At 32.4% G+C, this 21,442-nt stretch carries 15 protein-coding genes and 9 pseudogenes; 10 read left to right on the forward strand and 14 right to left on the reverse strand.

Going from position 1 to position 21,442, the window contains the following annotated elements; all coding sequences use genetic code 11:
* The first annotated feature begins 13 nt into the window (after positions 1-13).
* A complete protein-coding gene (locus COE49_RS08180; protein ID WP_098945864.1) occupies positions 14-856 on the forward strand; it encodes an SDR family oxidoreductase in 843 nt (280 codons plus the stop codon).
* Between the two features lie 282 nt (positions 857-1,138).
* Here COE49_RS08180 and COE49_RS08185 read toward each other — a convergent pair whose 3' ends face one another.
* The 3 genes and pseudogenes from COE49_RS08185 to COE49_RS08195 all read right to left on the reverse strand — a co-directional run bounded on the left by COE49_RS08185 (position 1,139) and on the right by COE49_RS08195 (position 3,659).
* Positions 1,139-1,357 (reverse strand): alpha/beta-type small acid-soluble spore protein, encoded by a 219-nt coding sequence (locus COE49_RS08185; RefSeq protein WP_098945833.1) that lies wholly within the window; start codon positions 1,355-1,357, stop codon positions 1,139-1,141.
* A gap of 83 nt (positions 1,358-1,440) precedes the next feature.
* Positions 1,441-1,830: pseudogene (locus COE49_RS08190) on the reverse strand (tyrosine-type recombinase/integrase); the annotation flags it as partial.
* Positions 1,831-2,126: 296 nt separating this feature from the next.
* The gene (locus tag COE49_RS08195; RefSeq protein WP_098945834.1) at positions 2,127-3,659 is read right to left on the reverse strand and encodes an alpha/beta hydrolase; all 1,533 of its coding nucleotides are present in this window, start codon (positions 3,657-3,659) and stop codon (positions 2,127-2,129) included.
* 311 nt (positions 3,660-3,970) lie between these two features.
* Here COE49_RS08195 and COE49_RS08200 point away from each other — a divergent pair.
* A pseudogene (locus COE49_RS08200) lies at positions 3,971-4,147 on the forward strand (helix-turn-helix domain-containing protein); the annotation flags it as partial.
* A 271-nt stretch (positions 4,148-4,418) separates the two neighbouring features.
* Here the strand turns inward: COE49_RS08200 and COE49_RS08205 are convergent.
* Positions 4,419-5,123 carry an alpha/beta hydrolase gene (locus tag COE49_RS08205; protein ID WP_098945835.1) on the reverse strand — a complete coding sequence of 235 codons (705 nt, stop codon included), beginning with the start codon at positions 5,121-5,123 and terminating at the stop codon, positions 4,419-4,421.
* A 509-nt stretch (positions 5,124-5,632) separates the two neighbouring features.
* Between COE49_RS08205 and COE49_RS08210 the strand changes: the two genes are divergently transcribed.
* From COE49_RS08210 to COE49_RS08220, 3 genes are read left to right on the forward strand one after another with little or no spacing between them, the layout of a single operon-like run.
* Entirely contained in the window at positions 5,633-6,757 is a 1,125-nt protein-coding gene (locus COE49_RS08210) for a tyrosine-type recombinase/integrase (RefSeq protein WP_098945836.1), read from the forward strand.
* Positions 6,758-6,761: 4 nt separating this feature from the next.
* Entirely contained in the window at positions 6,762-8,873 is a 2,112-nt protein-coding gene (locus tag COE49_RS08215) for a tyrosine-type recombinase/integrase (protein ID WP_098945837.1), read from the forward strand.
* 1 nt (position 8,874) lies between these two features.
* Entirely contained in the window at positions 8,875-9,255 is a 381-nt protein-coding gene (locus COE49_RS08220) for a DUF6262 family protein (RefSeq protein ID WP_098945838.1), read from the forward strand.
* A gap of 251 nt (positions 9,256-9,506) precedes the next feature.
* Here COE49_RS08220 and COE49_RS08225 read toward each other — a convergent pair whose 3' ends face one another.
* The 4 genes from COE49_RS08225 to COE49_RS08255 form a co-directional block, all read right to left on the reverse strand.
* A complete protein-coding gene (locus COE49_RS08225) occupies positions 9,507-10,289 on the reverse strand; it encodes a M15 family metallopeptidase (RefSeq protein WP_098945839.1) in 783 nt (260 codons plus the stop codon).
* 1,464 nt (positions 10,290-11,753) lie between these two features.
* Complete coding sequence (locus tag COE49_RS08245; protein WP_098945842.1) at positions 11,754-12,392, reverse strand: hypothetical protein; 639 nt, start codon at positions 12,390-12,392, stop codon at positions 11,754-11,756.
* A gap of 128 nt (positions 12,393-12,520) precedes the next feature.
* Entirely contained in the window at positions 12,521-13,951 is a 1,431-nt protein-coding gene (locus COE49_RS08250) for a sensor histidine kinase (protein ID WP_098945843.1), read from the reverse strand.
* Positions 13,952-14,611, reverse strand: coding sequence for a response regulator transcription factor (locus tag COE49_RS08255; protein WP_098945844.1), 660 nt, complete (start codon positions 14,609-14,611; stop codon positions 13,952-13,954).
* A gap of 150 nt (positions 14,612-14,761) precedes the next feature.
* Here COE49_RS08255 and COE49_RS27975 point away from each other — a divergent pair.
* The 4 genes and pseudogenes from COE49_RS27975 to COE49_RS08270 all read left to right on the forward strand — a co-directional run.
* Positions 14,762-14,986 (forward strand): annotated as a pseudogene (locus tag COE49_RS27975) (HIT family protein); the annotation flags it as partial.
* A 198-nt stretch (positions 14,987-15,184) separates the two neighbouring features.
* Positions 15,185-15,394 (forward strand): annotated as a pseudogene (locus tag COE49_RS27980) (hypothetical protein); the annotation flags it as partial.
* Positions 15,352-15,528 carry a DUF8096 family protein gene (locus tag COE49_RS28450; protein ID WP_395941434.1) on the forward strand — a complete coding sequence of 59 codons (177 nt, stop codon included), beginning with the start codon at positions 15,352-15,354 and terminating at the stop codon, positions 15,526-15,528. The pseudogene COE49_RS27980 and the gene COE49_RS28450, both read left to right, overlap by 43 nt.
* Positions 15,476-15,784, forward strand: a pseudogene (locus COE49_RS08270) (helix-turn-helix domain-containing protein); the annotation flags it as partial. The gene COE49_RS28450 and the pseudogene COE49_RS08270, both read left to right, overlap by 53 nt.
* Positions 15,785-16,178: 394 nt before the next feature.
* On the opposite strand, the gene COE49_RS08280 reads toward COE49_RS08270, so the two are convergent.
* From COE49_RS08280 to COE49_RS08300, 5 genes and pseudogenes are all read right to left on the reverse strand, one after another.
* Positions 16,179-16,982 (reverse strand): SDR family NAD(P)-dependent oxidoreductase, encoded by an 804-nt coding sequence (locus COE49_RS08280; protein WP_098882642.1) that lies wholly within the window; start codon positions 16,980-16,982, stop codon positions 16,179-16,181.
* A 375-nt stretch (positions 16,983-17,357) separates the two neighbouring features.
* A pseudogene (locus COE49_RS08285) lies at positions 17,358-17,975 on the reverse strand (HD-GYP domain-containing protein); the annotation flags it as partial.
* A gap of 166 nt (positions 17,976-18,141) precedes the next feature.
* Positions 18,142-18,470 (reverse strand): annotated as a pseudogene (locus COE49_RS08290) (DDE-type integrase/transposase/recombinase); the annotation flags it as partial.
* Positions 18,471-18,538: 68 nt separating this feature from the next.
* A complete protein-coding gene (locus tag COE49_RS08295; protein ID WP_098945846.1) occupies positions 18,539-18,766 on the reverse strand; it encodes a hypothetical protein in 228 nt (75 codons plus the stop codon).
* 146 nt (positions 18,767-18,912) lie between these two features.
* Positions 18,913-19,059, reverse strand: a pseudogene (locus COE49_RS08300) (MFS transporter); the annotation flags it as partial.
* A 150-nt stretch (positions 19,060-19,209) separates the two neighbouring features.
* Between COE49_RS08300 and COE49_RS08305 the strand changes: the two are divergent.
* Positions 19,210-19,806 carry a TetR/AcrR family transcriptional regulator gene (locus COE49_RS08305; protein WP_088232732.1) on the forward strand — a complete coding sequence of 199 codons (597 nt, stop codon included), beginning with the start codon at positions 19,210-19,212 and terminating at the stop codon, positions 19,804-19,806.
* Positions 19,807-19,970: 164 nt separating this feature from the next.
* On the opposite strand, the pseudogene COE49_RS08310 reads toward COE49_RS08305, so the two are convergent.
* A pseudogene (locus COE49_RS08310) lies at positions 19,971-21,388 on the reverse strand (IS4 family transposase).
* Positions 21,389-21,442 lie beyond the last annotated feature (54 nt).

Consider the following 21,442-nt stretch of genomic DNA (forward strand, 5'->3'; position numbering starts at 1 on the left):
AGGGGTGAATGTGATGGGTTTCCCGCCTCAACAACAAAGTAAACCCGGCATTGAATCATTAATGATACCTAGACCTATATTTGATAACCCCAACTACAAGCCAGCCGGTAAACTTATAAATAAGGTAGCGCTTATAACTGGTGGGGATAGTGGAATTGGAAGGGCTGTCGCTGTAGCCTTCGCGAAAGAGGGTGCAGACATAGCAATCTCATACCTAAATGAGCATAGTGATGCAAAAGAAACAGAGTTCTATGTTAAAAAGTATGGCCGTAGTTGCATTACCATTTCAGGTGATATTGGGCATGAGCAGCATTGCCAACAAGCAGTAATGCAGACAATTCACCAATTTGGTCGTATTGACATTTTGGTGAATAATGCCGGTGTACTATACATAAGGAACAGTCTACTTGATGTAGATTCTAACCAACGAACAAGTACCTTTCACACAAATGTTTTTTCTCAGTTTATTTTGACGAAAGCTGCTCTTCCATACATGAATTCAGGGAGCTCCATTATAAATACAACATCCCTTAGTGCCTATCATGGAGATCAAGATGCAATTGACTACGCGGCATCTAAAGGAGCCATTGTTTCCTTTACACGTTCGCTGTCATCGTCACTGGCACCCCAAGGGATTCGAGTTAATGCTGTGGCCCCAGGACCAATTTGGACCCCATTAATTCCATCTTCCTTGCCTCCAGAATGGCTTGCCACATTTGGAGACCATGTTCCTATGAAGCGAGCCGGTCAACCGTTTGAATTGGCACCTGCTTATGTATTCTTGTCATCCGAAGATGCATCTTACATATCAGGACAAATTCTGCACGTGAATGGTGGGGAAATTATAAATGGTTAACTATTTAACAAAAAATTACTTATAAATGAATTTGTATTGTATTGGTTTAAGTATTATGGAATTAAAATTACAAAAAACAAAATACCGTTTAACCACCCTGTAACCACTCATATAAGATTTAATTCACATCGATACCTATGGCGTTGATGTGAATTTTCAAAGTGCTTACAAAGAAATCTAAGAGGTCATTTTTTATATTCACAATCATTATTTTGAAATTTATAAAAAAAAAGAAAAAGAATCCATTTTTTTTAATGGATTCTTTTTTATTACTTCTTTAACTTAGTGTAATCTATATTCTCCTGTTAATTGTTCCTCGGCCATTCGAACTAAGCGTTTTGTAATTTCTCCACCGACAGAACCATTTGCACGCGATGATGTATCAGGTCCAAGTGTAACTCCTAATTCGCGAGCAATTTCATACTTCATTTGCTCAATAGCATTTGCAGCAACTGAAATATGAACTTCATTTGCATTATTTTCGTGTCTTTGAATATTCATTGTTGCACCTCCATTATATTTGTATATAACATATGCTTAATTATGATATTTATACATGAGTTAACTATTTTCTTCTATTTTATTCATTGCAACATATCCGCAAAGGAAGTACCCACATTATTCTTCCTTTTCTTATGCTTCTCTAAATAGATTTTTGTTGTTTGGATATTTTCATGCCCCAGCGTTTGCATTAAATGATATAGATCCGCATTTCCTTGTCGAACGGCCATGATTGCAAAAGCATGACGGAATGTATGCGCCGTTACTGGCTTCTCACGATACTGCAGAAACTCTAAATTTGTCTTTTTTATCATATCTGTTATCTGATTTGATAACGTTTTTGAATTATAAAAGTTACCCCTTTGATTTACAAATAAAGGACTTTCATCTCCTTGCTCCAATATAGTTTGGAAACCTCTTCTTCGTCTCGTTTCACAAATACTTTGTTATAAATATTCCGAAATGAAAAGTTCACACTATTGCTCGCAAACTTCCCCTATAGTCTTGATTACTGTTTGTTCTTTCTACTGTCATATAATGACTTCCCTACCATTATAAGAAAAATAATAAATATAGTTATATAAGGGTTATCGAAAATTAAGAAGTATAATCCAACTGCAAACAAAAATATTAGAATTAAATACGCCAATTCCTACCACCCTCCCTAGTCTGGAACCCCTACATAAGCTAAAAACGACATCATAGTATAAGCCCTAATACCATTAACGAAATACCCTCAGTAGTCCATTAAAAATTATGGCTGCTAATTTTATTTCGATCTTCTTTGCACCCAATCAGCAATATCATTTATAACATACTCAGGGATATTAGCAGGACTATAATATTCATCTGGTTTACTTAACTCCCCATCTCCTTCTGTAAAGAAGTGATTTAACTTTGGATACAGTCGATAATCAACGTTATCTCGCTCTTTTAATTGTTCTTTCCAAAGAGGAATTTCAATTTTTGATTGAACTTGATAGTCTCTTTCTCCTTGAATAATAAGAAGCGGTGTCTTCTGTTCTTTTGACATTTCTGCTGCTTTAATTTTACGGATAGAATCCCAAAATAATGGTGATCCTAAATAAAAATCTTTTGGAGGATTCTGACTAGAGAAATTGGGATCATTTAATAATTCAAATTGCGATTTGTAAAATTTATATTCTTCAGGTTTCATTGCTCCAATAGAAAAAAGATACTCAAATTGATCTAAAACAACATCTTGAATCGTACGGGCCGGACCTCCCATCACAATTGCCCCTGCAATATTTTGATTTTGGTCTTTTTCAATCATTTTCGGAAGCATCAGTCCGCCTTGACTATGACCAAGAATAAATATTTGATTTTTATCTATCATAGGTTCATTTTGAAGAAAATGAGTCACAAGAAGAGCATCATCTGTTGTCTCTTTATCAACTGTATAAAAAGGGCTCAATTGTGTTTTCAATCCATGTTCATAGGTTCGTTTATTATAGCGAAGGACAGCAATTCCTTTAGAGGCAAGACCTTCAGCTAAATCGCGAAATGGTTTTAAAGCAAACGCTGTTTCATCCTGATCTGTTGCTCCAGATCCTTGAACAAGAATAACCGCTGGGAAAGGACCCTTTCCCTTCGGAACAGACAATGTTCCTGGTAATGGAAACGCCCCACTTCCAACTACTACTTCTTTATCAACAAATGATTTAGGCTTACTATATGATGGACGCTCTGCAACAGGACTAAACGACATACTGATTTGAAAATCATCTATTTTTCCAGATGGATCTAGTTTTATTAGTAAAGGTACAGTAAATTGTTCAAAAACTAATTTAATCTCTACATTTGTATGAACGGAATTTATCTCTTTTTGTGTAACCTCTCCAATTCCTATAAAAGAACCTGCTTGTAATTGCGTAGGGATTCCCTCCCAATAGCTCTTCAGCCATTTTTCTGATATTATTTTCTGTAGTGATCGAGAAGTTAAATTAAATGCAGATTTATAATCTTCAGTATGCATAGAACGGATAAATGAAAGGGTAGTAGATATAACAGGATTTTCATCGTCAATATTGTCTATTTTTTGTATATTTGTGTTTGTTTCCTTTAACGTCGATTTAAATTGGTGGTTGAACGGATTATTATATGTATCGGGATATAAATTTGTTTTCAATACATCCTTATTCCGTCCCTCAAACAGGCTTGAAGAACTCTCGAAATTTTTAGGTGAAATTACTTCCTCCGCATAGGAAACCGAAGGAAAAGTTAGCGCACAAATTGCACTGACAAGTAATAACTTATTTCCTATTCTTTTTTTTGTGCTCATATTTATTGATTCTCCTTTCAAAATTAAAATTTTTTAATACAGCATTTCAAGTACTATAAGGAAAATAAGAATTTTCAAAGAGATTAATAATCTACTTTACGATCCCCCCTAACAGGTTAAAAAGCTATTATTAACAAATTTCAATAAAAAATGCCTTCTCCCTCTTTTTTATCGTTTTCTGATAGAAGACTCCTTCCTCAAAAATGTGAAGGTGTGAAACACCAATTTTAGGTAGGAGATGAATGTCAGTAGGCGTAAGCCTACGTTTTTTGTATACTGTAGATATACTATAAAAAAGTGAGGTGCAACCTATGTTAGTAAATAAAGCATATAAATTTCGTATCTACCCAAATAAGAAACAAGAAATATTAATTGCTAAAACAATTGGTTGCAGTCGCTTTGTATTTAACCATTTTCTTGCTCTTTGGAATAATACGTATAAAGAAGTGGGAAAAGGATTAACCTATCCTTCTTGCTCTGCAGAGCTTATGTAAATCGATAATATAGTTGTTTAATTTTATGATGAAAATATAAGAGCCTTGCTACAATCTAGTGAGTGGTAAGGCTCTTTAAAGTTGTTTAATTTCAATACATTTAAAGGTATTGGTACTCAAAAATCATTAATAAAGTTGTTTAATCCTTATTGTACTAAAGCACCTGTTTGTTTAAGTGAATCACATTTATAATGTCTCTCAAATATAATATCAGTTTATATATTCGCCATTCTTCTCTAACAGGTTCAAGATAAATTGTAATTTGTTAATCGATATGTTTGTGTAACCACTGTTCAAATATCTTTAACTGTTCTTTAGTATGAAAGTAATGTTCACCTGTTTCTATGACTTCTAATTCACAACGATGTTTTTTTGTAAAATAGTTAATAGTTTCAAATTCGCACAGTTCATCCTTGGCTCCATACATAATATATGTATCTGTATTCCATGTATTAATAGGATGTTCTTTTACATAGCATAAATAATCCCAATATAACTTTTGACCAATAGGTATCTCTATAGTCATTTCTTTTTGCAAAAGCTCTGGTGTTACATTAAACCATTTCATCATATTTTCGATAATCCGTTCCATGTTAACTACTGGTGATAAAAATAATGCCTTTTCTAACACATCATTTTGATAGGCTAACAGGCTAAAATAAGCTCCCATACTACATGCAAACACGCTTACTTCTTTCCAATGTTCTTTTGCGTAATTCATAATTATAGATAATTCACTAACACAAAACTGTACTTTGCAAGGAGTATTATCATTTTTTCTTTCTCCATGCTCAGGTAAATCAAAACTTAATACTTGATAACCTTTTTGATTGGCTTCTTCAGCTAATATTTGAATAACTGCATCTTCCTTATTTGACATATTTCCATGTACTGCAATAAAAATTTTTTCACTCTTACCTCCCCATAAAACCGCGGGAATATTACTAATTTTAAAATTATCTTTAAGCATATTTCCTCCGAATAATAAGACATATAGGACTTGGTAAAAAAACGCACACGCTTTATAATCCTCTGCTCAGTTTTAAACAATTCAAACTATTCCTAATTTATCACAAATGAATTATAATATCTGTCTGCCTCTGTATAACAGAGTCAACTTTGTATTTAAAATCTTTCTTTTTTCCATTTCTTCAGAAGCTACAAGTTCTTATTTTGATTCCTTATTGAGCTATTCTACTCCGTTAGTGGAAGAACGATTTTCAAACAATTATATTATTTTTTAAATGACTTTATTGTAAATTTTATCGAGACCTGAATTATTAGTGGATACTATGTTCAATATAGAGCATAGTATCCACTTTTTTTTATAAAATACATTTTTTATACAGACATAGAGGATTATGGTTAATATGTACAGAATATTCAGTCTTGAAATACCTTTAGGATAATAGGTAGATATATGACGATATTGGAATTGTTGCGAAGTTTTAAACTGAATACCCAAAAGGGGGGGATGACGTGCGTGTACAAGAAGTTATCTTAGAACAAGGAAAAAGATACATGTTAATAGATGACGAAGGTATCCCTGTGTTAGTGGTGATAAAATATCTGAAGTATTTGGATACAACAGGTAAAAGTAGCAACACACAAAAAACATATTGTTATGCATTAAAACAATATTTTACATACTTAAAAGAAGCAAAGAAAGGTTATAAAGAGATACAGTTCGAAAACTTGGTAGAATTTGTAGCTTGGCTAAGAAATCCGTATGAAAGTATTAAAGTGAAATCTATTCAATCTGTAAAGGCGAGGAGAACCGAGAAAACAGTAAATCTTACAATTACAGTAGTAACGAACTTTTATGACTTTCTTTATCGTACTGAAGAGCTGTCAAAAGATATGAATGAGAAGTTAATGAGACAAGTATTTACTAATGGAAATAAACGATATAAGGGCTTTCTTCATCACATTAATAAAAACAAGCTAGCTGTAAGGAATGTATTAAAGGTTAAAGAGCCGCGCAAAAAAATTCAAGTACTAACAAAAGGTGAAGTGGAAAAAATTGTACTAGCAACAACGAATATAAGAGACCTCTTTCTTGTAAAGTTATTATTTGAAACAGGTCTGCGAATTGGAGAAGCACTTTCTTTATTTATGGAGGATTTTAAATTTAACCATAGGGGACATAAAATTCGCTTATCTTATCGTGGAGAATTAACAAACGGGGCAAAATTGAAAACGGGTGAACGTGAGATTTTTATATCACAATCTCTCATGGATTTATATGACGATTATCAATATGAGATTCTTGATGAATTAGAGATTGATACAAATTTTATGTTTGTAAAATTGCGTGGGGTAAATGCGGGTAAACCAATGACATATGGAGATGTGGAAGCCTTATTTAAACGATTGCGAAAAAAAACTGGGATAGCTGTTCACCCTCACTTATTTCGTCATACACACGCCACAATATACTATCAAGAAACAAAGGATATTAAGCAGGTACAAGAGCGTTTGGGACATTCTCAGATTCAAACAACTATGAATTTATATCTCCATCCTTCTGATGAAGATATTCGAAAGGATTGGGAACAAGCACAGGAAGCTTTCAAAATAAATAAAGAAGCAAGAAAGGAGTAAAACCATGAAACGTACTCAACAGGCAATTACGGAAGAGATAAGATTACATGAGCAATTACAGCAAGAGTTATCAACATATCCGGAGAAGAGTATTCATGAAGATGGCTCAGTAACGATAGAACAGATTCAAGATCCGTATTTCTTGGTTAATGATAAATGGAATGTCGAACGCTTAGGCGAAATAAAACAATTTCACGAATTAGCATCTAACTATAAGAATTTAAAAAAGTCTAAAAAGATCTGTTTTTCGTTTGCTAATTCATCAATTAATTTAGAGGTGAAGTATATATTTTATCGACGTATCTTTAATGAGGAATGGAATATAAACACTGCATTTGGTGGAATTCAACACTCTTTGAGATTATTAATAGCATTTATTAATCAAAAATATCCAAAGCTCTCCTCGTTGCTTGATTTAGAAATTGAAAAGGTGGAAAAAGAATGGATATTCTGGCTCAATGAAAATGGAAAAAAGACTACTCGCATGTTAGAAAAATATGGTGTGCCATCTTATAATATAAAAAGCAAAACAGCAGGATTTTTACGTCTTTTATATTCAAAGTTATTTATATTAACAGATAATCGTGAGGAATGGGAAAAAGAGCGTTGGGATGTTAGGGTTTTACATAAAAAATATGGAATTGACTACAATAAAAGTGGTAATACATATATGATTGATTTTACTAAAATCGATCATATAAATATCCGTGAGCAAGTAAAAAAATATATTAAACTACGATTGTTAAGTGGAAATAACTTTAGGTGGTCTACGGCAATGAATTACATGCTATATTTACCAAAGTTTCTTCATTATATTTTTTCTATAGAACCTACATGGAGAAGTTTAAAAGAATTAAAACGAACACATATAAAAGGATATATTCAATGGCTAAGACAATACAGTGCGAGCAATTTAAAGAAAAAGAATGCAGATCCTGTTGGGTATATTAATAAGTCCATAGTTATAGTTTCGAAATTCTTAAGTGATATTCAACGTTATGAATACGATATGGCGCCTAAAGCGAATGTACGTATGTTAATTTTCCGAGAAGATATTCCGAAAGTTCGAAAAAAACCATTAGATCAAGTTGATTATATCCCAGACTGTGTATTGGAACAATTATTTGCTAACCTTGATCTTTTAAATAAAGATATAATTCCTATCATTTTGATTGCATTTAAAACAGGCTTACGAATTTCGGATATATTGGGTTTAACGTCTGATTGTTTACATATTTTAAATGGTCAATACTCTATTGTGACTGATATTGAGAAGACTAACGTGAAAGGACATCGTATCCCTATTGACGATGAATTAGCTGATATAATTGCTGTTTTAATTGAAAAATCACTGAAAAATAGCAATCAAGACAATAATCCCGAAGGATTTATTTTTATATGTTATCGTGGCTCTAGAAAAGGAAGGCCTTTTGACCAATCGCATGTTGGAGATAAATTAAATCAATTAGCAAGAGAAGCAAAAATCGTTGATGAAAATGGTAAGTTGTTTCATTTTAAAACTCATCAATTTCGACATACATTTGCCATGAAAATGTTAAACGGTGGTGCAGATATACTAACCGTCCAAGAATTATTAGCACACGCCTCCCCAGAAATGACATTGACATATGCAAAGTTATTAGACGATACAAAGAGAAAAGTATTTGAATCTGTGATTAATCAAGGGGTATTCAGTTTTAATTTCAACGATGAAGTAAAAGAAATTAAGGCTGGTGAAGACATTCCGAATGATTTATTAAATGCGTTATGGCAGGATCATAAACTAAATGCGATGGATAACCCTTATGGAACGTGTCACGCCCGTTTAAATGGAAAGTGTCCTCATATGGAAGAGCCACCATGCCTTACATGTAATGGAGGAAGTCCTTGTAAGGACTTAGCTATTGGATTTTCTGAACTGGATGTACAGAAATACGAGTTACTTTTGAAAACAACATCTAAAACGATGGAAGTAGCAAAACAAAAAGGTCGTAATGATATGATAGAACAGTATGAAAGAAATTTAAAACGTTATGAGGAAATTTTGATTACTATTCAAAACGGTAATATTATTTTTGGTAGACAAGAACGAATGAAAAGAAAGTTAGGTGTTTAGCGTGACACACTACGATCGTAAAGAACACTTAAAAAAAATTCATGCATCTAGAAAGGCATCTACCTACCAAAAGGTGGATAAGGGTATTAAAAGGCTCATACGGGCAAATGAAAGGATTAATTTTAACAGTGTATCAAAAGAAGCTGGTGTATCAAAAGCAACGCTTTACAAAACAGGAGAGCTGAGAGATAGAATTGAGATGCTCCGTCAGCAACAGTTACAAGTACCTACTCCGAAGCAGGTAAAAAGAGAAATCAGTGACGATAATAAAGATGCCATCATCGCTTCCTTAAAACGACGCATGAAAAAATTAGAAGATGAAAATAAGAAACTACGTGACCAATTAAAAGTGAGTTATGCAGATATATATAAGCGATTGTAAGAGGGGGGTGGATAAGTACTTCTTTGAAATAGGGGGCACCATACATGCCCATCAAGCTAAGATTTTAAGACACTCCCATAACGAGAATTTTACCTTTTTACAGTTATTTATGAGAATTCAGCTCATTTTTTTCGTTTTTGGGAACAATCAATTTCTTAAGTTGATAGCGTTGGGGCGGGACCCCTTATACAAGAAATACTCTATAGAATAGATTTTTTTAAGTGTCTATTTTATAGGGTATATTTTATGGTTCACTTATTTTTTTCACCCATTGCTTCTTCTAATGTTAGGTGATTTTGATATAAGTATGTAGCATATGGATTGCCAACGTAGCGAAGATGCCATGGTTCATATGCATATTCTGTCGTATCTGTCTTATCCTCTAAATAACGAATAACGAAGCCAAATTCATGGGCGTGTGCTGCTACCCACTTTCCTTCTTCTGTTTCTCCAAAAATCGGTTCTAATTGATATTCTGCAGATTCTGAACTAATATCCATTGTAAGCCCTGTTTGATGCTCGCTCGTTCCAGGAACTGCACTAACTGAATCAGCCTTAGCTTTTCCTTGACGTTTGATATACGTATTATGTAAGGATTGTTGTCGTTTATATGAACGATAACCTGATACAGCTGTAAGCTCTAGACCTTGCTCTTTTGCAGATTGGAACATTTTTTCAAGAGCAGTGGCAGCATCTTTACGAAGTAATGTTTTTTCTTTATCTTTTGGAGATGTAAATGGAACGTTTGGTTTAGTTAAATCTTTTGGTATATAGCCATCTGGTAATTTACGATGTTTATTTACTAATACAAGGGGTGAATCTGGATTTGTAACAAGAAGAAAGTTCTCATCTATTTTTTTTGCTGTATCTGCTGCTTTCGGAAAGGCAGGAATCTCTTCTTTTGGATGTTCATCATGTTTTTGTGTTTCAACAGCTTTCGCTTCATTGTGTAGTGGAGATCTCAAACCGAAATAAGTGAAGGATTTGATACCGATTCCAATCGTAGCGACTGAAATAATAACTATTTTTTTCATAAATCTGGGTAATTTCAGTCCTTTCTTATAATTTATTTTTCCATTATAAATTTAGTTATTTGAAAAAGAAGTATAAAGTGGGTGTGCTCATTTTTAAAGATATCAAATATTTTAAGAGTTTTTTCGTTTATATGGGGTAACCACAGGGTTACTACTTTAGTCCGTCGCATTATTAACATAAGATAGAATTTAATTAATGAGCTATAGAGGCTCCAAGGACCGGTTTTAGGAATAGAAAGAGCACCTTTGATAGGAAGCGTAAAGTAACCTCCGATTGTCTTGTAGCTTCCTATCATATACCCATTACCTTTATTGATTGAACTAATCCAAAACACTTTACTCTTAGGTTGGTTTTATATATCCTAATTCTTTTAAAAGCTTTTTATAGAATTTGAGAAAACAAGTGGATTATACACAAAGATAATACATGTAATTAATAGAATAATCGTTATAACTATTAATATTCCATTTCCGCTATATAACTTTTTCATAGCACTCACCTCTATTTTTTCGACCATACATGGGGTCCCGCCAACCAAATAACATAAAATTCACGATAAGACATTTTTCGGGAGATAAAAAGCCTATTTTCCTACGTTAAGGGGGTACGGCAACGATTCCTTCTTTTTTGAGCCAATTACAAAACTAAAACAAGAAGCTACGTGTTGCTTTAAAATAATGTTTGATCAAATTGCTACTAATAATCTTGATGAACGAATATAGAAAAAAGCGTTTTTTTGTAAAAAATAGATTTATTAAAACACGCTCTTATTATTTTTTATTGACTCATTCTTTTATAAAAAGGTTTGATCACTTCCTACTTATGTTGCTCCACAATCGTGCCCGTTTGTTTAAGTACAGTTCTTCACAAAAATCTAGGAAGTAACCACCATACAATAAGGAAGATACTCACCATCCAAAAAACTGAGGTTCCCACTATCCTCCAAACTATGGATTGGATAGCTGAACTTTGAGGGATCTTACTTTTCACATTTCTTGTTATAAAAGCAAGAATAACAAATCTGATTATGATGAACCAAACAACTATCCAAGATAATAAATCCACTTTAGCTTCTATGACTACCTCTAAAAAGGAAGAACAAAAAATGGGAGGAAGAAAACAAGCAACTAGAGAACAGCTGAAAGTAACTTATGCAGATGTTTACAAAAAGTTATGGCATACCTCCCACATAACGGACGGCCGTCAGATATTTGATCATTAATAGGTCGGTTTAGGATAGAGTTTATCCTACCAAAAAAGTAAGGCCCGTGACCCGCAGTTCCAGTAGGGAACATAGAGATTCACAAGCCAAGTGCATTTTTACACATGGTGGTGCCGGTCAGGCCTTGAAGGTTTTGGACTGTCATAATACTCTAACTTTGGGAATATTGAACTGTGCGTTACCCAAGTTGAAATTATTACAATACCTTCCATCCTCTTTATAACATAATGAAAATCTACTTTTAGCCCAATCCCACTCCGATCTCTCCTTCGGGGGAGCTCTGAAATAGATCTACTTTCTTGAGATCTTTATTTACAATTAATGACCAGTCTTCTCCATTACAATTATAATGGAAAACATAGCTTGGAGATTTTTTATCCAAATTTGAATTTGTCTTAATGCTTTCCTTCTCTAAAAACTCATAATTTTTATTATCGAATAAATTATTATCTTTAACAAATTTATCTGCTATATCTTTCGCTGTATCATAAGAAAGATTTTGATAATCTTCATTTTTAGGATCCTCTGGAAAACATGCTAAGCGTATTATCTTATTAGTTTTTTTATCTATTATAGCATCATATACCATAATATTACTTTTATCGACCCACATTACAGCAAGCGTCTCAGGATTATCTATTGTTTCAAATTTTAACCCTTTACTATTTTGCATTACATCTACATTAAAATACTTTTTAAAAGCATCTAGTGCTAATTTTTTATAGGTTTCATCTTTATTACTCACTTGTGCAGTACTTGACTCCGTCATTACTTCGTTCTTTGGTACTGTATTTTTTGATACTTGTGCAAAAGTTAAAGCACCACCACTAATACTTAATGCTCCAATTAAACCTAATGCAATGATTCCTTTTTTCTTCATAAAATTTTCTCTCCTTTGATTTGTTTGCTACAGTTAGAATAATACATCATACCCTTATAGAAACAATCTACGAATTGTAACATAGTTGTAAAATCATAAGGCAGCAAACAAAATGCTAGGAACTTTCATCACGAATTCAAGGTAAATGTTATTCTTATAATTGTCCCCTTATTTAGTTGGCTTTCCATTTTCAATTCAATTTCATGGATTTTTGCTATTTCAGAACATATTGTAAGTCCTAATCCAACTCCATTATTAGCTCTAGTTCTTGATTTATCAGCCATATAAAAGGCTTCAAAAACTTTAGATAAATCTTCTTCTGAAATTCCTATACCTTCATCTTTTATTTCAAGTACAGTTTTATTTTCCTTATTTTTATATACATGTAAGTATATATTGCTACCTTCTTTTGAAGCCTTAATAGAATTATCAATAAAATTACAAATGAAATTTCTAATTAAATCTCTTTCGACAACTACCTCATAATCTTCACCGCTAATCATTAAGTGGATACTTTTACTCTCTAATCTAGGCTTTAATATATCTTTTATATCAAATAATATATCTCCTATATTTTCTTTTCTCATTTTAAATTTTTCTCTTTCAAGCGACATTAAATCCATCATTTTCCAGGATAATTCCTCTAACCTTTTTCCTTCTTTAAATATATGGTTTAGCCCTTCTATAAATATCTGTTCATTATATGCAGTTAAGCGAAGAAAATCTGCATATCCAATTATGGAAGTTAAGGGTGTTTTTAATTCATGAGTTAAATTATCTATGAACCTTTGTTTTTCTGCAGCTTTCATTTCTAGTTCACTGATTTTTTGTTCAACAGCAGCTGCCATTTCATTAAAATTTTCTGCTAAAATACCTATTTCATCTTTAGAATCAATCTCTACTCTTTTTGAATAATTACCCTTTGATACTATTTGGGTTATATTTATTAGCTTCTCTATGGGCCTTGTAATATACCTACTTAACATATACATGCCAATAGCTAAAATTATAGTTATACTGATTGATAATCGAATATAAAAATTATATTGTTCTTTTTTATATTCATAAATATATGTTACATCACGAACATATGAAAACTTCAAATCTTCTCCATTTATACTTATTAAACTAGTTACAAATAATAATGTTTTATTTTCTACATCTCTTATAATGTATTTTCTTTTATCGAGAGATGCATTTGTTAACTCTTCTCTATCTTGTGAAACCGTAAAATCTAGGTTACTAAAAACTACATGATTATTTTTGTCTACTATCTCTAAATAATTATTCTTTGAATTCAATTTTTCTAAATATTTTTTTATAACTTCTTTATAGTCAGCCTTAACTATATTTTTAGACTCAACATATAAGTAATTATTTGAAATCGTATTATAATAACTAATTCCTGTCGAAATATTTCTATGTTCATCTAATGATCTATCAATCTCTCTTTTTAAGTTTAAGTTATGACTATTTTGTATTAAACAAACCGCACCAAAGTTAAATATTACCAAAAATAACAATGACGAATATATGGATATTTTATGCCAAAATTTCATTTAAGTCTCCCATCTATACCCGACCTTATGGACCGTTCTAATTTTCTCATCTAAATCAAGTTTTTTTCTAATCCTTTGAATATGCATATCCACAGTTCTAGTTTCCCCTAGGTAATCATATCCCCAAATTTTTTCTAAAATTCTTTCCCTAGATAAAGCCATTCCTTTATTTTGTATTAAAAGGCATAAAAGCTCAAATTCTTTTAGAGTTAAATCAATACTATTACCATCTTTTTTCACAAGCATTTCTTCTATATATATTTCTAAATTCCCGAAACTTATGGCGTTATTTTTTTTACTGTAACGTCTTAAAACTGTTTCAACTCTTGCCAAAAGTTCTATAGACTCAAAAGGTTTTCCTATATAATCATCTGCTCCCATTTTAAGACCCTTAACCTTATCCATAATGGATGATTTAGCTGATAAAAAAATTACAGGTATGTCCTTATGCTTTATTTTATCTAGTAGGCTAAACCCGTCTATTTCTGGAAGCATAACGTCTAAAAGTATTAAATCAAATTGTTCCGTTTCTATTAATTCTAAAGCGTTTCTTCCATTGTAAACCTGGATAGTTTCATAATTTACCATTTTCAAATTTAGGTTTATTAAATCTGAAATAGTTGGCTCATCTTCTACAATTAATATTTTTTCTGCTTTCATCAGTTCACTCTCCCCAAAAATAATACTTACCGTACAAATTCCCCAAAAAGGATAAATAATACATTAGACTTCCATCACAGTTAGTATTTAATTTGCCAAATTGCTGTTTGTTCAACTACCTAGCCCATCTTACCAAATAAATAAGATCCATTTCCAGTTCATATTGTTACCAAACCAAAGAAACAAATTTCCTTTTTAATTACATTAGATGAAAATGATAACGACTTATCGCTTGAACTATTAGAAGTGATAAAACAAGTTGCTGCTAAAGTGACATCCGAACACGGGGCATGTAGGGTAATAACTAACTTAGGAAAATACCAAGATTCTAAACACCTTGATTGGCATATTGTCTCTGGAGAACCTATAAAATAAGATTTGTCATATTCAAGTATTGGTGAGTGTTAGTTCAAGAAGAAGGGATATATTTTTGTTATTCCATTAAAGGGAGCGATTACTGAGCAAGAAATAAAAGGGTAATACATATTATATATGACTAATATGTATCACCCTTTATTTTTTATGACTTTTTACAATTTAGGTCTTGATAATTTTTAAAACAACTTTATTATCTCCGCACAGCTTACGCAATTAAAAAAACGACAAGATTCGCTTTGGTTAAAAGAAGTAGATAGTACCGCTCTTCAATCATCATTGAAAAACCTCGCAGATGCTTTTTCACGTTTTTTCAAGAAACAAAATGATATGCCACAATTCAAGTCTAAAAAAAATAAAGTACAATCCTATACAACAAAATATGCGAATACAAAGAGTTCCCTGATAGAATTAGCGGTCGTTGCGATAATTGCGGCAATAGCTTATTCAAAAGTTCCGTAAAAGATTTCGTCTTCTTAAGAAAATGTAGTCAAAAATATGCGATTGAATATTTCATCAGATACTATCCGATTAGAAATTAAACCTTTCGTATTACAAGTAGAGCCATTGCAATTTCAAGAAGAGATTAAATACTTACATTCTCATATGAAATCCAGCACGATACTTCCACATTTAGAAGGTATTTACTTTAAAAGTAATGTAGATTCATTAACTTTTCATATAGAACATGAATTTAAGCAAAAAATAGTGCAAATGGCAGTAAATGCAGGTATGGGACAGGAAGAATTCTTATTACAAGCTGTAAAATCTTATATAAGAGATTTAGAACAACGATAAATATTTATTAAGAAGAAAAAATATGATTAAATCCTTTTAAATTTGGTGTCAAAATTTGATAGGTGGAACACCGGAGAATAAATCTGATGGAAGCTGTATATCTCGTACAATTCGGAGCTTTTCTATTTCTTGTAACAAACTATCTAATCCAATTCTTCCAGGATCAGATACAAGTTCGCGAAAACTAAGGATAGTTTGATCCTCTTCAAGTTGTTTTATCTGGGCCAAGATGGAAGATTATAAATATGATCGTTAACAATGGACACTCAAAAAGATGGCTCCGGTACAATACTCGGAACCATCTTTTAAGTGTCTAATTTTTAAAGGTCTTTTTATTAAACTGTCCCTTTTATAGGGTACATTTTCACTTTAACATCTTGTTTTTTGTTTTACCTTATTTTTTATCGATTTCATGTTTTAAAATCCCTGTTGCAGCTGATGTAATTAACGCACCACCATCTACAGGGATTTGTTGTCCAGTAATAAAGCGTGCCCGATCAGAAGCTAAGAAAGTAACCATATTGGCAATATCATCTGGTTCACCAACAAATGGTGTAAGATGGCCTTCTTCAAGTAAGCCTAACATTTCTGGCGTAAATGCACCCTTTGAAGCCGGGGTTAATACTAACCCCGGAAGAATAGCATTACAACGGATTCCCTGTTTACCGTATTGCGTTGCAACAGAACGCGTTAAAGCTAATATACCAGCTTTTGATGCTGCATAAGCCGTTCTTCCGTATTCACCTGACAAAGCGGAACCAGAAGAAGTATTGATAATTGCCCCGTCACCGGCTTTAATCATTTCCGGGATAGCATATTTGCAACCGAGCATAACGCCACGCAAATTCACTGCCATGATGTAGTCCCAATTTTTTGTTTTTACATGCACAACATCACCATCAATATCATTATTTCCAGTTGCAGCTGCATTATTGTGAAGAATGTTTAGTTTACCAAATTCATTAATAGCACGTTCAACCATTGCTTTTATTTCTACTTCGTTGGAAACATCAACTTTTTGGGCAACTGCTTTCCCACCTTCAGCACGAATTTCTTCTGCTACTTTTTCACCAGCTTCAGCATTGTAATCTGCAACAACAACTGCTGCTCCTTCTTTTGCTAGTCTTTTTGCAGTAGCTTTACCAATACCAGAAGCTGCACCAGTTACAATTGCTACTTTTCCATCTAAATTTATCAAAATAATCATTCCTTTTATTAAATTATTTTCACTCATCATTTATTTTATATATGTAATTTCCAATAGAATAAAGATTCAATTTCTATTTGTTGTATATTTAAACTACAATAAATAGAAATTGTATATGGGATACTGACGCATCGCCATCAAGTTGAACAATTAATTATTCCCAAAAACAAATAATGAACTTAATTCTTATAAATAAATACAGAGATAAAAATTTTCATCTTAGGGATACCTCAAAATCTTAGGTTTATGGACATGCGTCAGTCCCCCATAAAGAAAAGACACCCTAGGGTGCCCTCTTCCGACTTGATTTACAAAATAAGAAAAAAACAATCAAAGTGAATATATGTAAATATACCCTTAATAATCTCAATCGCTACTATCTTCTAGAATTTCAACCCATGATGAATACACTATTTTAAAATCTTCTACTAATTCAGGATCAAATTGATTACCGGCTCCTTCAATAATTTGCTTATAAGCCTCTTCTGGAGATAATGTAACTCGATAAGGTCTTGTGGATGTCATAGCATCAAAAGCATCTGCAATGGAAATAATTCTAGCACATAAAGGAATATCATTATTTTTTAATCCATCGGGGTAACCACTCCCATCCCATTTCTCATGATGAGAACGAATTACAGCCTCATATCCTTCAATTAAAGAATAGTTTTCAATTAAATTTATACCTACTGTTGGATGAGTTTTCATAACTTTATATTCATCATTTGTCAGGCAAGAGGTTTTATTTAAGATTTCGTTCGATATTCCTATCTTACCGATGTCGTGTAATAAACATGAAAAATAAAATTTAATCAGGTCCTCTTCACTATATTTATTAGTTTTTTTAGCAAGGATCAGTGTATACTTAGCTACTCTTTCACTGTGTCCTTTTGTATAAGAATCTTTTAGCTCTAAAATATTCATTATTGATTGCATGGTTCCTTCAGGCGTTCTCTTAGATTTTCCTAATAGCCTGGTAAGTGATGCGAGGAAATCTTTTGTAGTTAGTTTAGTCGATTTCATAAAATTGATATTCCTCTCCTATTTTTTAGTTTATACATTCAAAAAAATATTTTTATTAATATTCGGTTCTGGTGCAAAGATAAAATAAAAGAGAATATAGCGCATATATTTCTAGCGGAATTGTATTTTATGCTGTTAGACCAAACAAGTAATGGATGAAGCCTTTCTGATTTTTGACAGACTGATACCGTAAATCAAGCTGTTCTTTTTAGGACGCACACGTTTCTTAATAAAGCGCTGATCTTGTTCCACTATATTATTAAGATATCTAACTTACCTTAGTTATATGCCTTCTCTCTTCGCTCAACTCTTGCTTCACTACAGGGTAGGCAGGATTCTTATCTGCTGTTATCACACCAGGTTTAGAAATATACGAAAAGGCCAAGGATTTCTTGATTTACTTAGATAAAAATCAATAGTATTCTCTTCGGAATCTAAAGCACGATATAAATATATCCCATAAAAACTATTCATTTTTAGAAAAGGAATAATTACATAAATTAGAATTATCAAAAGTTATTCTGTTATATAAAATAGTTGATGAATCCCCCCTGCTCAAATAAGTGTGGAGCATTTTTTTCTGCAACAGCAAATGCCTCACTAGGGTAAGTGCGTATAATAGAAAGCCTATCGATTTTATCGCCAGCGTCTTCATATAAACGAAATAATATCGCTTTTGTGTGTCTTGTTTCCCTCAATACTTTATATTCTATCCGTGCCTTTTCTATTGAAGATTGAGTTACTTTTATCATTGGAAAACCTCTCTTTAACATAAAATACGCTTTCAAGCCAATTATAAATTACTTATAATGAGTCATCATGGTCCTTATAATTCACAAATCTTCTATTCTATTTTCAAATTATTTTTGGCAAGCATGCATAGAACGAAATGTATCATCATTAATACAGTTAAAGCATTACCAAGTAAAGTTTCGTTTAAAAATGCGAATATTACGCTTAAAGTTAATGCAATTAAACTTGGTGTATGTCTAATATTAGACATATCGATTTTGCTATTTGTAGTATTCGTGGTCATAATATTCATTTATTGATTTTCCATCTACTTTTGTCTCTCCACTTGATACTTTTGTATACAAAAGTATCATACGTAATATAATATACATGTGTAGATAAAAAAAGGGAGAATCATTTTAGAGTAGTTGTATACTTAATCTACAGAAAAGGAGAAGTGTAGATGAAAAGTACTGAGGGGCAGCTGGATTTACGTATTAGACGTACACATAAATTATTGTGGGAGTCTTTATTTGAATTAATGACGCAATCAAAACAGAGATATAGTTCCATTACTATCAACCAAATCTGTGATCTTGCGATGGTGCATCGAACAACATTTTATAAACATTTTGAAGATAAAGATGCGTTATTGGCATTTGGGCTTAAAAAATATCAAGAGGAAGCTTTTAAAATACCACTTTTAGAACGATTAACTAAGCCATTTCAAGTGATAGAACAATTCTTACATCACAAAGAAATCGGTAAAATAGTAGAGTCGCAAATGAATGATAAACAATTTTTAAATTTAATACATTATCAAACTTTTGAAATAAAGAAACAGGAAAATCAAGAATTTCATCGAATTTGTAAAAATCATACGATACCAATTGAGTTAATTATCGAATTCCATTCGGGTATAATTACAACGTTAAGTACATGGTGGTTACAAAATAGAAACAATGTTTCAGCAAAAGAAATGGATAGATACTTCCGTCAAATGATTAATCAAGATATTTTTCAATTTGAAAGGGAATGTATGGAGACGTTTTTGGTGTAACCTGTTCCGTTAGCTTGATAGCGATGTGATGCTACCCCACATCCATCAACTTAAGGTATATTTTTATACAAAATACGGTCCTTCCATATAGTTTTTTATTATCTTTTATAGATTTTATAAAAGTGGGCATATCAAATAAACCCTGACGGGTTTCAATTTTTTTACTATGCTACCTGATGAGTAGAAGTGGTATACTCATAAACAACACCCAAAATATCAAAGACTGTCTTTTTCTCATATCGATGAGATTTTCGTCCGTTGTGCTGTAGGAGGTTAAACAGACGAAGGAGAACCTTTGATAATTCTTGGGTGTTTTTGTGTAATGCTTGATGAAAAAGTAAGAAATAATCTTTAATCATGTACATCGCTTTATATTCACTTAGTTCTTTCTGTTTCTTACGTAACAGAAGTTCCCTCATTTTAAACATAGTAGAAGAACATAATAGAATACTAATGAGTTGACCATAAAGATGACATTCTAACCGCTCTTGTTTAATAGATTTACAACGATGAATTTGAAACCAAGATTTCCATACTTTAAATAACAGCTCAATTTTCCAGCGTAGTGAATATAAATCATAGATTTTCTCTTTTGGTACCCATTCCGTAGGAATATTTGTCATATATACCGTAATTCCTTGTAAAAGTTTCGTACGCTCTGTATATTTAATCCCTTTTTTCTTTTCGCGAATCGCTCGATCGCGTAGGCGTTTCTGTTTTTGTTCCTCGGTACATCTATAAACCACAATGCGAGTAACTCCCTACATATACATCATGTAATTCATATACTTGGCCAGGTTGTAATTGTTTCATGATGTCTTCCAAATGAATTTGTATATATACCGGTTTCAATTGAGCGGGTTTTGTTTTAAATACCACTGTTTCAAATTCTTTTTTATATATTTTAGTTGGTAACTTAAGACGTGATAAATAATATCCCTGCTTATCTTGAATAGACTTAAAGTCTTGGAAACGAAAATATCCTAAGTCACGAATATATAGTTCATTCTTTTGTGCCATGCCCGTTCGAGTTGCACTATATGCCTGATCACTTCGTTTTCCTGGTTCAATTTCCACATCAGAAAATTTTCCACTCAACAAGTCATACTCTAATTGAATTTTCACACCAGCTGTATGACTACATCCTCCGGCACCAGGATAAGTAGTTGCGGAATCGATCTGGAATTTGGAAGGTTGTAGAATCAAGGACGAGAATCCGCTCAAAATAAGAAGAAAGAGAATGAGAAATTTTAGATGCTCCTCCAATTTTAGCTTGTAGAAGTGTAGTAAATACAGTTCGAAAAAAGGCTACAGAAGACGAGTTAAATCGTCGATCGAGTCCCTATGGACTTAATAAAATTCCTGTTGAAGTTTCTAATTGACTACAAAGTTGAGTAAGAGAGGTAGTAGCGATTTGTTGATTTAACCATACACACAAAGATAAGAGGTGGTACCCGTGGCACTTACGTTTTCGTTTCATTCCACCTGCTTCTATAGCTAATTGATTAAGTGTGGTGGGAGACATATATCGATATAACTCTTCGGCAAATAAAGAAAACTCTTGTTTTTGATGCATATTCATAAAAAACACGTCACCCTTTCTCATTAATATAAGAAAATAGTAACGCGCTTTTAA

Origin of the sequence: Bacillus sp. AFS029637 (assembly GCF_002584985.1) — a bacterium.
Taxonomy (GTDB): domain Bacteria; phylum Bacillota; class Bacilli; order Bacillales; family Bacillaceae_G; genus Bacillus_A.

Excerpts from the sequence above, each read along its gene's own strand:
- COE49_RS08195 (WP_098945834.1), bottom strand. The coding sequence starts at position 3,659 with ATGAGCACAAAAAAAAGAATAGGAAATAAGTTATTACTTGTCAGTGCA.
- COE49_RS08255 (WP_098945844.1), bottom strand. The coding sequence starts at position 14,611 with ATGAAAGCAGAAAAAATATTAATTGTAGAAGATGAGCCAACTATTTCA.
- COE49_RS08185 (WP_098945833.1), bottom strand. The coding sequence starts at position 1,357 with ATGAATATTCAAAGACACGAAAATAATGCAAATGAAGTTCATATTTCA.
- COE49_RS08225 (WP_098945839.1), bottom strand. The coding sequence starts at position 10,289 with ATGAAAAAAATAGTTATTATTTCAGTCGCTACGATTGGAATCGGTATC.
- COE49_RS08295 (WP_098945846.1), bottom strand. The coding sequence starts at position 18,766 with ATGATAAAAGTAACTCAATCTTCAATAGAAAAGGCACGGATAGAATAT.
- COE49_RS08205 (WP_098945835.1), bottom strand. The coding sequence starts at position 5,123 with ATGCTTAAAGATAATTTTAAAATTAGTAATATTCCCGCGGTTTTATGG.
- COE49_RS08180 (WP_098945864.1), top strand. The coding sequence starts at position 14 with ATGGGTTTCCCGCCTCAACAACAAAGTAAACCCGGCATTGAATCATTA.
- COE49_RS08245 (WP_098945842.1), bottom strand. The coding sequence starts at position 12,392 with ATGAAGAAAAAAGGAATCATTGCATTAGGTTTAATTGGAGCATTAAGT.
- COE49_RS08215 (WP_098945837.1), top strand. The coding sequence starts at position 6,762 with ATGAAACGTACTCAACAGGCAATTACGGAAGAGATAAGATTACATGAG.
- COE49_RS08250 (WP_098945843.1), bottom strand. The coding sequence starts at position 13,951 with ATGAAATTTTGGCATAAAATATCCATATATTCGTCATTGTTATTTTTG.
- COE49_RS08305 (WP_088232732.1), top strand. The coding sequence starts at position 19,210 with ATGAAAAGTACTGAGGGGCAGCTGGATTTACGTATTAGACGTACACAT.